This is a genomic window from Aquabacterium humicola (genome assembly GCF_030167915.1).
In the GTDB taxonomy this organism is placed as follows: domain Bacteria; phylum Pseudomonadota; class Gammaproteobacteria; order Burkholderiales; family Burkholderiaceae_C; genus Pseudaquabacterium; species Pseudaquabacterium humicola.
Genome location: NZ_JARGNB010000001.1, coordinates 964,027 through 976,126, shown reverse-complemented (window position 1 = coordinate 976,126; position 12,100 = coordinate 964,027). Strand labels below are relative to the sequence as shown.

The 12,100-nt window shown below is 69.8% G+C and carries 7 protein-coding genes; 1 reads left to right on the top strand and 6 read right to left on the bottom strand.

Features of this window, described 5'->3' with window-relative positions:
* Positions 1 to 25: 25 nt before the first annotated feature.
* The 6 genes from P1K89_RS04275 to P1K89_RS04250 all read right to left on the bottom strand — a co-directional run bounded on the left by P1K89_RS04275 (position 26) and on the right by P1K89_RS04250 (position 11,292).
* Positions 26 to 841 (bottom strand): alpha/beta fold hydrolase, encoded by an 816-nt coding sequence (locus P1K89_RS04275; RefSeq protein ID WP_284615124.1) that lies wholly within the window; start codon positions 839 to 841, stop codon positions 26 to 28.
* Between the two features lie 11 nt (positions 842 to 852).
* Positions 853 to 2,613 carry a dihydrolipoyl dehydrogenase gene (lpdA, locus tag P1K89_RS04270; protein ID WP_284615123.1) on the bottom strand — a complete coding sequence of 587 codons (1,761 nt, stop codon included), beginning with the start codon at positions 2,611 to 2,613 and terminating at the stop codon, positions 853 to 855.
* Between the two features lie 18 nt (positions 2,614 to 2,631).
* On the bottom strand, positions 2,632 to 4,224 hold the full coding sequence (aceF, locus tag P1K89_RS04265) for a dihydrolipoyllysine-residue acetyltransferase (protein WP_284615122.1): 1,593 nt from the start codon (positions 4,222 to 4,224) through the stop codon (positions 2,632 to 2,634).
* A gap of 7 nt (positions 4,225 to 4,231) precedes the next feature.
* The gene (gene aceE, locus P1K89_RS04260) at positions 4,232 to 6,895 is read right to left on the bottom strand and encodes a pyruvate dehydrogenase (acetyl-transferring), homodimeric type (RefSeq protein WP_284615121.1); all 2,664 of its coding nucleotides are present in this window, start codon (positions 6,893 to 6,895) and stop codon (positions 4,232 to 4,234) included.
* Between the two features lie 333 nt (positions 6,896 to 7,228).
* Complete coding sequence (locus tag P1K89_RS04255; RefSeq protein WP_284615120.1) at positions 7,229 to 9,928, bottom strand: CoA-binding protein; 2,700 nt, start codon at positions 9,926 to 9,928, stop codon at positions 7,229 to 7,231.
* Positions 9,929 to 9,960: 32 nt separating this feature from the next.
* Positions 9,961 to 11,292: an ATP citrate lyase citrate-binding domain-containing protein gene (locus P1K89_RS04250; protein WP_284615119.1), complete on the bottom strand. Its 1,332-nt coding sequence runs from the start codon at positions 11,290 to 11,292 to the stop codon at positions 9,961 to 9,963.
* Between the two features lie 260 nt (positions 11,293 to 11,552).
* Between P1K89_RS04250 and P1K89_RS04245 the strand changes: the two genes are divergently transcribed.
* Entirely contained in the window at positions 11,553 to 12,080 is a 528-nt protein-coding gene (locus P1K89_RS04245; protein ID WP_284615118.1) for a tripartite tricarboxylate transporter TctB family protein, read from the top strand.
* The last annotated feature ends 20 nt before the right edge of the window (positions 12,081 to 12,100 follow it).

Below are 12,100 nucleotides of genomic sequence, written 5' to 3'. Positions count from 1 at the left end.
CTCCTTGTCTTGTGCGCTGGTGTGTTCAGGTGGTGCTGGCCGCCGGCGCGCGCCGCACCGACGCCGATCGCTTGAGGGCCTGTTTCACGCTGACCACGAATGCCGCGGGCTGGTCGGCGTGCACCCAGTGGCCGGCGCCGGCGACCACGTCGAGCTGCGCCCGCGGGAACATCGTCGGCGCGAAGGCCGCGCCGTCGCGCGCTTGCACGTAGTCGGAGCGCTCGCCGGCGATCACCGTCACCGGCCGCTCGAAACGGGCGCCCAGCAGCTCCGCCGGGAAGCCGCACAGCTGCGGCATCGCGGCGCAGATGCCGACCAGGTTGATGCGCCAGTCGAAGTGGTCGTTGTGGCGCACCAGGTTCTGCATCAGGAAGGGCACGACGCCGGGATCGGGCACGGCCTGCTGCAGCCGCCGCTGCACTTCGGCGAGGCTGGCTGTGGCCATCACGTCGGCCGCGCTCATCGCCTGCGCGAACGGCGTCAGCGTGTCGGCATACGACACCGGCGCGATGTCGACGACCACCAGGCCGCCGATGCGCTGCGGCTGCCGCAGCGCCAGCGCCATCGCCACCTTGCCGCCCATGCTGTGGCCGATCACCGTCGGCGCCCGCAGGTCCAGGCGATCCATCAGCTGCAGCACGTCGTCGGCCATCTCGCCGTAGCCCATCGTGTCGGCCCACGGCGACGAGCCATGGTTGCGCAGGTCCACGCTGTGCACCGTGTGCGTGATCGCCAGGTGCCGCGCGACGCTGCGCCAGTTGGCGCCGGAGCCGAACAGGCCGTGCAGCACCAGCACCGGCGGGCCGCTGCCCACCGTCTCGAAGGCCAGGTTGAGTGCCATGCTGCGGCGCCTCACTTCTTCTTCTGCGGCGGCAGGTCGGTGCAGTGGCCGGCGAAGACCTCGGCGGCCATGCCGATCGATTCACCCAGCGTCGGATGCGGGTGGATGGTCTTGCCGATGTCGGCCGGCTCGCAACCCATCTCGATGGCCAGGCAGACCTCGCCGATCAGGTCGCCGGCGTGCGTGCCGACGATGCCGCCGCCGACGATGCGCTGCGTGGCCTCGTCGAACAGCAGCTTGGTGAAGCCTTCGTCGCGGCCGTTGGCGATGGCGCGCCCCGACGCAGCCCATGGGAACACCGCCTTGCCGACCTTCAGGCCTTCGGCCTTGCACTGCTCCTCGGTCTTGCCGGCCCAGGCCACCTCGGGGTCGGTGTAGGCCACCGAGGGGATCTGTCGTGCGTCGAAGAAGGCCGCCTCACCATGCGCCGCTTCAGCCGCCACGTGCGCCTCGTGCACCGCCTTGTGCGCCAGCATCGGCTGGCCGACGATGTCGCCGATGGCGAAGATGTGCGGCACGTTGGTGCGCATCTGCCGGTCGACCTCGATGAAGCCGCGCTCGGTGACGAGCACGCCCGCCTTGTCGGCGGCGATCTTCCTGCCGTTGGGGCTGCGGCCGACGGCCACCAGCACCAGGTCGTAGAACTGCGGCTCCTTCGGCGCCTGCTCACCCTCGAAGCTGACCTCGATGCCGAACTTCGTCGCCTTCGCGCCGACCGTCTTCGTCTTCAACATCACCTTGTCGAAGCGCGGCGCGTTCAGCTTCTCCCACACCTTCACCAGGTCGCGGTCGGCGCCTTGCATCAGGCCGTCGAGCATCTCGACCACGTCGACGCGCGTGCCCAGCGTCGAGTAGACGGTGGCCATCTCCAGGCCGATGATGCCGCCGCCGACCACCAGCAAACGCTTCGGGATGCCCTTGAGCAGCAGCGCGCCGGTGGAGTCGACGACGCGTTCGTCGTCGGGCATGAAGGGCAGCTTCACCGCCTGCGAACCGGCGGCGATGATGGCCTTGGCGAACTTCACGATGCGCCTGCTGCCGTCGGCCGCCAGCACCTCGAGGTGGTGCGGATCGACGAAGCTGCCGACGCCCGTGAGCACCTCCACCTTGCGTGCCTTGGCCATGCCGGCCAGGCCGCCGGTGAGCTTCTTGACCACGCCGTCCTTGAAGCCGCGCAGCGCGTCGATGTCGACCTCGGGCGCCGCGTATTTGATGCCGTGGTGGCCGAGCGACTTGACCTCGTCCATCACCGCTGCCGTGTGCAGCAGCGCCTTCGACGGGATGCAGCCGACGTTCAGGCAGACGCCGCCGAGCGTGGCATAACGTTCAACCAGCACGGTCTTCATGCCGAGGTCGGCACTGCGGAAGGCGGCCGAATACCCGCCGGGGCCCGCGCCGAGCACCAGCATCTCGCACTCGACGTCGGCCTTGCCGGCGTAGCTGCCGGCGCTGGGCGCGGGCCGGGTTGCGGCCGGTGCCGGCGCGGAGGCCGCGGGCGCCGGGGCCGGGCTCGGCGCGGCAGCCGCAGCGCCCGCCGCTTCCAGCACCAGGATCACCGAGCCTTCGCTGACCTTGTCGCCCAGCTTGACCTTCAGCGCCTTCACGGTGCCGGCATGCGTCGACGGGATCTCCATCGAGGCCTTGTCGGACTCGACCATGATCAGTCCGGTCTCGACGGCGATCACCTCGCCCGGCTTGACCATCAGTTCGATGATCGCCACATCCTTGAAGTCACCGATGTCCGGGACCTTCACTTCGATCAATTGCGTCATGTCGTGCGCCCCCGGGGTTCAGAACAGCACGCGCCGGAGGTCGGCGAGCACGCTGGCGAAGTAGACGTTGAAGCGAGCGGCCGCGGCGCCGTCGATCACGCGGTGGTCCCAGGACAGCGACAGCGGCAGGATCAGGCGCGACTGGTACTGCTTGCCGTCGCTGGACACCTGCTTCCAGTAGCTCTTGCATACGCCCATGATCGAGACCTCGGGCGCATTGATGATCGGCGTGAAGTAGATGCCGCCGATGCCGCCCAGCGAGCTGATCGTGAAGGTGCCGCCCTGCATCTGGTCGGGCTTCAGCTTGCCGTCGCGCGCCAGCTTGGCCAGCTCGCCCATCTCCTTCGCGATGTCGGGCACGGTCTTCCTGTCGACGTCGCGGATCACCGGCACCACCAGGCCGTTGGGCGTGTCGGCGGCGAAGCCGATGTGCCAGTAGTTCTTCAGCACCAGGGCGTCGCCCGAGTTTGTGGATTCAAGGCTGGCGTTGAACTCCGGGAACTTCTTCAAGGCCGCCACCGCCGCCTTCATCATGAAAGGCAGCATGCTGAGCTTGACGCCCGACTTCTCGAGCTCCTTGTTCATCTGCACGCGGAAGGCCTCGAGCTCGGTGATGTCGGCCTCGTCGTGCGTGGTGACGTGCGGAATCACCACCCAGTTGCGGTGCAGGTTGGCGGCCGAGATCTTCTTGATGCGCGACAGCTCCTTGCGCTCGACCGGGCCGAACTTCGCGAAGTCGACCTTCGGCCACGGCAGCAGGTCGAGGCCGGCGCCACCGCCGGCCGGTGCGGCGGCCGCCTTGGCTGCCGCGGGGGCCGCCGCTGGCGCACCCCCCTTGGCGAAGGCCAGCACGTCCTCGCGCACGATGCGGCCGTGCGCGCCGCTGCCCTTCACGAGGCCGAGGTCGACGCTCATTTCACGCGCCAGCTTGCGCACCGCGGGGCCGGCATACGCCAGCGAGAAGGCCGCTTCGTCGATGCGGCTGCCGGCAGCGGCCGCTGCGGGTGCCGGCGTGGCAGCGGCTGCGGCTGGCGCAGCCACGGCAGCCGCCGGTGCATCCCCGGTGGCCAGCGTCAGGATCACCGAGCCTTCGCTGACCTTGTCGCCGACCTGGATCTGGATCGCCTGCACCACGCCCGACAGCGGCGCGGGCACGTCCATCGTCGCCTTGTCGGACTCCAGCGAGACCAGCGGATCCTCGGCCTTCACCGCATCGCCGACCTTGACGAAGACCTCGATCACCGGCACGTCCTTGAAGTCGCCGATGTCGGGCACGCGCACCTCGGCGAGGCCGGTGGGCGCGTTGACCGGCGAGGGCGGGGCGCTGACGCTGGGCTTGGCGGCCGCGGCCGGTGCCGCGGCAGGTGCGGCGACGCCGTTGTCGAAGGCCATGATCACCGTGCCCTGGCTGACCTTGTCGCCGACCTTCACCGCGATGGAGCGCACCGTGCCGCCGCGCGGTGCCGGCACGTCCATCGTTGCCTTGTCCGATTCCAGCGAGACCAGCGGGTCCTCGGCCTTCACCACGTCGCCGACCTTGACGAAGATCTCGATCACCGGCACGTCGTTGAAGTCGCCGATGTCGGGCACTTGGATGTCGATGTTGCTCATGGGTGCCTCAGACCGTCCAGGGGGCTGCACGCTCGGTATCGAGCCCATAACGCGTGATCGCCTCGGCCACGATCGCCGGCTTGATGACGCCGTCGTCGGCCAGCGCCTTCAGCGCGGCCACGGCCACGTGCCAGCGGTCGACCTCGAAGAAGCGGCGCAGCTTGCGCCGGTAGTCGCTGCGGCCGAAGCCGTCGGTGCCGAGCACGGTGTAGCGCCGGCCCGCGGCCTGCACGTACTCGCGCACCTGGTCGGCATAGTTGCGCATGTAGTCGGTGGCGGCGATCACCGGGCCGTCGTGGCCTTCGAGGCAGGCCTCGACATGGCTCTTGCGCGGCGGCTCGGCCGGGTGCAGCCGGTTCCAGCGCTCGGCGGCCATGCCGTCGCGACGCAGCTCGTTGTAGCTGGTGGCGCTCCACACGTCGGCGGCGATGCCGAAGTCGGCCTTCAGCAGCTCGGCCGCGGCCATCACTTCGCGCAGGATGGTGCCGCTGCCCATCAGCTGCACGCGGTGGCCCTTCTTCGGGGTTTTGCCGCCGTCGCTCAGCTGGTACAGGCCCTTGAGAATGCCCGCCTCGCTGCCCTCGGGCATGCCGGGGTGCGGGTAGTTCTCGTTCATCAGCGTGACGTAGTAGTACACGTCCTCCTGCTCGGCATACATGCGCCGCATGCCGTCGCGGATGATCGTCACCACCTCGTACGCGAAGGTCGGGTCGTAGCTGATGCAGTTGGGGATCGTGCCGGCCAGGATGTGGCTGTGGCCGTCCTCGTGCTGCAGGCCTTCGCCGTTCAGCGTCGTGCGGCCGGCGGTGCCGCCGAGCAGGAAGCCGCGGGCGCGGATGTCGCCGGCCAGCCAGGCCAGGTCGCCAACGCGCTGCAGCCCGAACATCGAGTAGTAGATGTAGAACGGGATCATCGGCACGTTGTTCGTGCTGTACGACGTGGCCGCGACGATCCAGCTCGACATCGCGCCGCCTTCGTTGATGCCCTCCTGCAGCACCTGCCCGTCTTTCGACTCGCGGTAATACATCAGCTGGTCGGCGTCCTGCGGCTTGTACAGCTGCCCCAGCGACGACCAGATGCCCAGCTGCCGGAACATGCCCTCCATGCCGAAGGTGCGCGACTCGTCCGGCACGATGGGCACCACGTGCTTGCCGATGGCCTTGTCGCGCACGAGGCTGCCCAGCATCTGCACGAAGGCCATCGTGGTGGAGATCTCGCGCTCGCCGGTGTCCTTCAGCAGCCGCTCGAAGCTCGCCAGCGGCGGGATCTCCAGCGCAGCCGACTTGCGGCGGCGCTGCGGCAGGTAGCCGCCCAATGCCGCGCGCCGCTCGCGCAGGTACTTCATCTCCGGGCTGTCTTCGGGCAGCTTGACGAAGGGGACCGAAGCAAGGTCTTCGTCCGAGACGGGGATCTGGAAGCGGTCGCGGAAGCCGCGCAGCGCGTCCTGCGTCATCTTCTTGGCCTGGTGGGCGATCATCTGGCCTTCGCCCGATTCGCCCATGCCGTAGCCCTTGACCGTCTTCGGCAGGATCAGCGTCGGCTGGCCGGTGTGCTTCACCGCGGCGGCATAAGCCGCAAAGACCTTGACAGGGTCGTGCCCGCCGCGCGTCAGGCCCCAGATCTCGTCGTCGCTCATGCCGGCGACCAGGGCCTTGGTTTCTTCGTACTTGCCGAAGAAATGCTCGCGCACGTAGGCGCCACTCTTGCTCTTGAAGTCCTGGTACTCGCCGTCGACGCACTCTTCCATGCGCTGCAGCAGCTTGCCGCTCTTGTCGCGCGCCAGCAGCTCGTCCCAGCCGCTGCCCCACAAGACCTTGATGACGTTCCAGCCGGCGCCGCGGAAGACGCTCTCGAGCTCCTGCACGATCTTGCCGTTGCCGCGCACGGGGCCGTCCAGGCGCTGCAGGTTGCAGTTGATGACGAAGACCAGGTTGTCCAGGTTCTCGCGGCCGGCCAGCGAGATCGCGCCCAGCGATTCGGGCTCGTCCATCTCGCCGTCGCCCATGAAGGCCCAGACCTTGCGCTGGCTGGTGTCGGCCAGGCCGCGGCCCTGCAGGTACTTCAGGAAGCGCGCCTGGTAGATCGCCATCAGCGGCCCCAGGCCCATCGACACCGTGGGGAACTGCCAGAAGTCCGGCATCAGCCACGGGTGCGGGTAGGACGAGAGGCCCTTGCCCTCGGTCTCCTGGCGGTAGTTCAGCAGCTGCGATTCGCTGAGCCGGCCTTCGAGGAAGGCGCGCGCATAGATGCCCGGCGCGCTGTGGCCCTGGATGAACAGCAGGTCGCCGCCGTGCGTGTCGGTGGGCGCGTGCCAGAAGTGGCCGAAGCCGATGTCATAGAGCGTCGCTGCCGACTGGAAGCTGGCGATGTGGCCGCCGAGCTCCGACGAATCCTTGTTGGCGCGCAGGATGATCGCCATCGCGTTCCATCGGATGATCGAGCGCAGCCGGTGCTCGATCGCGCGGTCGCCGGTGCTCTTCTCCTCGCGCTCCGGCGGGATGGTGTTGCAGTACGCGGTGGTCAGCGAGCGCGGCACGTAGACACCCTCGCGCCGGCCCTGGTCGACCAGGCGGTTGAGGAGGTAGTTGCTGCGCTCGCTGCCGCGGTGTTGCCGGACCGCGCTCAGCGCGTCCATCCATTCGACGGTTTCGGTGGGGTCGAGGTCGCCCATGCCTGTCTCCTTCAGTCGTGGTCTTGTCGCGCACCGGGCGATGCGGCTTGTTAGACGATTCGCAACCCCCGTGCCACGTGACATCGGGAACGGGATGCGCGCCAAGTGATTGATTTAAAAGACCTTCGCCGATGTCCGGCGGAGCGGTCGTCCGCCGATCCGGATTTCGGGCCGATGGCTTGTCCGGCGTGCCGGGCCGGCTTCTACGAACAAACCCCGAGGGGCTTCGATCAGGGCGGGCGGAGGGGCGGGCAGGGGCGGGCGGGGCGGCCCGCGCCCTTCGAGCCCCCGCGTGTGGCGGGCGCCGCTGCGAACGCCGTTCGTCGCCGGGGCCTAGGCGACGTAGCGGCAGGCCGAGGCGGGCGCGCGCGTGTCCATATCGCGGCCGCGGCTGAGGTGGTCGTCCGCCTCGGCCGCGCAGCCGAGCATGCGGGCGTACAGGAAGATCGTGAAGGCGGCCGCTTCGAGCGCCGGCGCGTCGATCTCGCCGCTGCGGTAGCCGGGCCACACCATCTTCAGCAGCAACGCGGCGATCACCGCGTCGATGTTCACGCAGTACACCGTGCGCGCGACGCCGGCGTCGAACAGCTGCTGCACCAGCGCGCGGTAGAAGTCGTGGAAGACGTTGTGCTCGCCGCGTTCGCGCATCAGCCGGGCGACGAAGACCTCGCGCGGGTCCTGGTTCACCGGCTTGTCCTTGAACACCGGATGGTTGACGCCCGGGATCTTCTGGATCTCGAGGCTGCCGGCGTGCTTCTTCTCGGCCTTGTACCGCGCATAGCGCTCGACGCAGCGCGCGACCAGCGCGGCGACGTCGACACCGTGCTGCGGGTCGGAGGGGTCCTTCAGCCCGCTGCCCTCGAACTGCTGCAGCAGGAAGGCCACGCCCTCGTAGCCGTTGCCGCCGTGTGCATAGCCGCAGTGGCTCAGGAAGCCGAGCAGCGCCTTGTTGAGCTGCACGCGGTCGGGCTGCTCGGGCCCGTCGGAGGACACCGCGCCCTTCGCGCCCTGGGCCGAGATGGTGCCGGGGCCGTTGGACAGCAGCAGGCCCAGCAGCGTCTGGAACGCGAACAGGTCGCCGGCATTCGGCGTCGACTTCAGCAGCGCGACGAACGCCACCTCGCCGATCGAGCGGCGGCCCAGCAGCTCGGCCTCGTCGATGCCGCAGAAGCGCGTCGGCTCGTGCCGCGCGGCCGGCACCGAGGCGCCGATCAGCGTGCCGAAGAGCTGCAGCCAGGCCGGCAGGCACTCGGCCGTCAGCCGCGTGACGCGCTTGCGCTGCAGCGGGCCCCAGGCCAGCGTGGCGCAGATCGCGGCCAGCACGCCGTCCGCGCTGGGATGGCCGCCGAGCGCCTCGATGAAGCGCACGAAGACCGAGCGCGCGCCGCGCTGTCGCAGGCCTTCGAGCAGCGCCTGCGCGCGCGCATCGGGCGCCGGCGCCAGCAGCGCGGGGCCGCCGCCATCGAGCAGGGTCCCAAGCTCGAAGCGCTCGTCCAGCGCATCCTTGAGCCCGGCGGCGCTGAAGCGATCGACCAGCTCGCGCACCAGCGCGCGTGCGCGTTCGCTGTAGCGGGGGCCGACGATCGCCAGCGCGGCGGCAACCACGGCGTTCGGTGCGTTGCCGCCGGCGCGCGCGGCTTCGGCCGCCGCGAGCATCGGCGTGCCGTGCAGGTTCAGGTGCGCGGCGAGCGCCACGTTGACCAGCTTGCAGTCGTTGTCGCCGCCCGGCTCCTTCAGCAGCGCCAGGCCCACGTTGGCCTCCAGCGGATGCTGCGCGGCCTCGAGCATCGAGACGCCGTGCAGCCGCGTGATCTGCGTGCGCGGGTCCATCTGCGACGCGCCGGACGCGTCCTTCATCGTCTCGCGCGCGAACACCGCGCCGATCTGGCGCGACAGCGCATCGATCTGCGCGTCGTACGGCGGCAGCGCGCGCACCACCGGCAGCGCCAGCTCGGGCGGCAGCGTCAGCCCGCGGTCGGAGGCGAACCAGGGCTTCAGCGCCATCGTGCCTTCGGGCGCGAAGTCGGGCGCGTGGCCGTTGGCGGCCATCACCGCGGTCAGCGCGGCCGGGATGTGCGCGATGTTGGTCACCACGGCGCCGCGTGCCGAGCACACCGGCCGCTCCGGCGTGAACAGCGCGTCGACGCCGAACTTCTCCATGAACCAGCGTTCCTTCGACGCCGCGTCGTCGCCGCCGCCGGCCATCGCGCCGGCATGGCCGACCGCGCGCGTCAGGCGGCTCTTCCAGCGGCCGACGACGCAGGCGACGACCGGCTTGGTGAACTGCGCGTCGAGCTCGTAGTAGCCGCCGGGCTCGCAGTACAGCACCGCGGCCTTGCTGCGGTCGTCCTGGCCGAGCGCGAAGGCGAACTCGGGCGCCGCGTAGTGGATGTAGACGTCCTTGCCGGAGCTGACCAGCGTCGTCGTGCCCCAGCCGCCCATGCGCAGGTACTGCGCAATCGTCGTCGTGAAGCCGCCGGAGTTGGACAGGATGGCGATCGAGCCCCGGCGCAGCGTGTCGCCGGGCCGGTCGCCGCCCAGGGCGCCGCCGATGCGCACCTGGTGCCAGCTGTCGGCCACGCCGAGGCTGTTGCCGCCGAAGATGTCGATCCCGCGCGACTGCGCCAGCGCGCGGATCTCGCGCGCGTCGTGCACGCTCATCTTCTCGGTGGGGATGAAGATCTTCGTCAGCTCCGGGTTCACGCGGATCAGCTCGACCACGCCGTCGTCGGCCGCGCTCGGCGGCAGGTAGACCACGCCGCAGTTGAAGCGGTGGCCGTCCTCCAGCCCCTCGCGCACGTTGTTGTAGACCGGGATCGGGCCGGCCGGCGTCTCCAGCACCTGGCCGCGCCGCCCGGGCGAGGTGCCGAAGACGACGTTGCCGCCGCTCCAGGAATGGCCCACCGGCGTGACCTCGCTCGATTCGCCGCCCAGGATGTTCAGCACGCAGACGCGGTCGTCGCGGGTGGCGATCTGCGCGAGCGACTGGATGCCGGTGTAGTACTTGAACGGGCCGACGCCTTGTCGAAACATGCGAATCTCCTTGATGACGCGTACTTCGGAGGTCAGACGGCCGCGCCGGCCGCAGGGGCCGCATCCACTGCGTCGACCGGCTCGGCCGCGGCGCCGGACAGCCCGAGCCGGGCCGCGATCTGCGCCCGGCCGCCGGACTTCATCCAGGCGTCGATGCGGCGCGCGTAGTCGACGACCTCGCTCATCGCCGAGTCGAAGCCGAACAGCCGGTACGGCAGCCCCAGCGACTCGCAGGTGTCGCGCAGCACCGCCATGCCGCGCACCAGGTTCGGTCCGCCGCGCCCGGCGACGACGTACAGCGGCTGCGGCCCGTGCGCGCCGACGTGCTCGCGCAGCGCGTCGGCCATCGCGCGGAAGGTCTCGAAGATGTCGGTGTTGTTGCTCTTGCCGCCGATGATGAACAGCACGTTGCTCTGCGCCAGCCAGTGCTTGAAGCACACGCGGGCCACCGACTTCATCTTGGCGTACGGCGGGTTGCCGCCGAAGTCGGAGCTGATGATCGCGTCGTCGCCGAGCATCTCGGTCACCAGCGAGTTCGCGCCGCCGCCGAAGGTGGGCGCGAGGATCGTGCCGCGCGGGTTGATCACGTAGACGTCGCTCTGGCCCTGGTAGGTGCGCAGCTGGTTGATCTCGGACTCGAAGTCCGAGTAGTCGGCGGCGAACAGCTCGGACGGCAGCTCCAGGCGCGACCAGCGCGGATCGTCGCGGTCGAAGCCGCACTTGAAGTCGCATGCCACCGGTGTCAGCCGGCCCTTGGCATCGGGCCGCAGGCGGATCGGGTTCAGCTCCAGCGTCGTCATGCCGTAGTCGTGGAACAGGTCCCACAGGTTCGGCAGGTGCTGCACCAGCGGCGAGATCAGCGCCTGCGGCGCGTTGATCTCCGACAGTGCGTTGGCCACGACGAAGGCCTTCAGTCCCGTCAAGGGGTTGAACGGCACCACCGCGATCTGGCTCCGGTCGAGCTCCTCGATGTCGACGCCGCCGTGGTGCGTGAGCGTCATCGTCGGCGCGCGGAAGTGCGTGTTGTCGGTGAGCGAGAAGTACACCTCGTGGTCCGACGGCACCGCGGCCTCGAAGGTCACGCCGTTGGCCTTGGCCACCTGGTGGCCGTGGCGGTGCTCGCAGAAGTACAACCGTTCCTTCTCGGCCAGCGCGGTCTTCAGGTCCTTCGCGCGGCCGACGAGGCCCGCCTTGCCCTTCTTGCCGACGCCGCCCTTGAAGACCGGCTTGACGAAGACCATGCCGTGGCGGGCGATTAGCGCCTTGATCTCGGATTCGCTGGCGTCGGGGCCGAGCACTTCGGGGGTTGGGAAGCCCGCCAGCTTCAGCAGGCGCTGGCCGTGCAGCATGCCGGTGATGTTCATCGGATCCTCCGCTTCGGGGCGTGTCGACGGAACCTGCCGACCGATGTGTCGACAGGACGTGTCGAGGGCATGCTAGGAAGGCACGGGCCGCGCGGGCTTTCGAAAGCCTGTCATCGGCCCCTGCGGGATTCCCGATGCGGGAAAACCCCGGCGAGCGGGGTCGCCCGATGAAAGGTGGCCGACAGCTTCGGGCGCCGCCACCGCCGCAACATCGCTGCCCACAGCCCCGCAACACCAACAAGGCGACGAGGAGACCTGCGATGCGGCCAGACACGATGGAGCCCGCCACTGCCCGCGGCTCGGTCCACCAGACGCTGGTGGGCCTGGGCGCGGTGCTGCTGGGCATCGCCTACGGCATCGGCGCGGTGGCGATCCCGGGCGAGGCCGGCTACGGCGGCGTCGGCCCGAACTTCCTGCCCTGGCTGGTCGCGGTGGCGCTGGTGGGCTGCGGCGGCTGGCTGGCCTGGGAGGCGCAGCACGGGGGCTTTCGCGGCGTGGCCGAAGGCAGCGTCGAGCGCGGCGACTGGGACGCGCTGGCCTGGATCTCGGCCGGCGTGCTGCTGAACGCCGCGGCGATCGAGCGCATCGGCTTCATCCTGAGCTGCGCCTGCTGTTTTGCCTTCGCGGTGCACGGCCTGCGCCGCTCGGAGGGCCGGGCCGGCCGCGGCCTGCGCGGCGCGGTGGCCGACCTGCTGACCGGCATGCTGATCGCGGCGCCCGCGTACTGGCTGTTCACGAAGCTGCTCGCGATCAACCTGCCGGGGCTCACGCGCACCGGCTGGCTGTAGGCCCGCACACGAGGGGAAAC

Excerpts from the sequence above, each read along its gene's own strand:
- aceE (WP_284615121.1), bottom strand. The coding sequence starts at position 6,895 with ATGGGCGACCTCGACCCCACCGAAACCGTCGAATGGATGGACGCGCTG.
- lpdA (WP_284615123.1), bottom strand. The coding sequence starts at position 2,613 with ATGACGCAATTGATCGAAGTGAAGGTCCCGGACATCGGTGACTTCAAG.
- P1K89_RS04275 (WP_284615124.1), bottom strand. The coding sequence starts at position 841 with ATGGCACTCAACCTGGCCTTCGAGACGGTGGGCAGCGGCCCGCCGGTG.
- P1K89_RS04255 (WP_284615120.1), bottom strand. The coding sequence starts at position 9,928 with ATGTTTCGACAAGGCGTCGGCCCGTTCAAGTACTACACCGGCATCCAG.
- aceF (WP_284615122.1), bottom strand. The coding sequence starts at position 4,224 with ATGAGCAACATCGACATCCAAGTGCCCGACATCGGCGACTTCAACGAC.
- P1K89_RS04250 (WP_284615119.1), bottom strand. The coding sequence starts at position 11,292 with ATGAACATCACCGGCATGCTGCACGGCCAGCGCCTGCTGAAGCTGGCG.
- P1K89_RS04245 (WP_284615118.1), top strand. The coding sequence starts at position 11,553 with ATGCGGCCAGACACGATGGAGCCCGCCACTGCCCGCGGCTCGGTCCAC.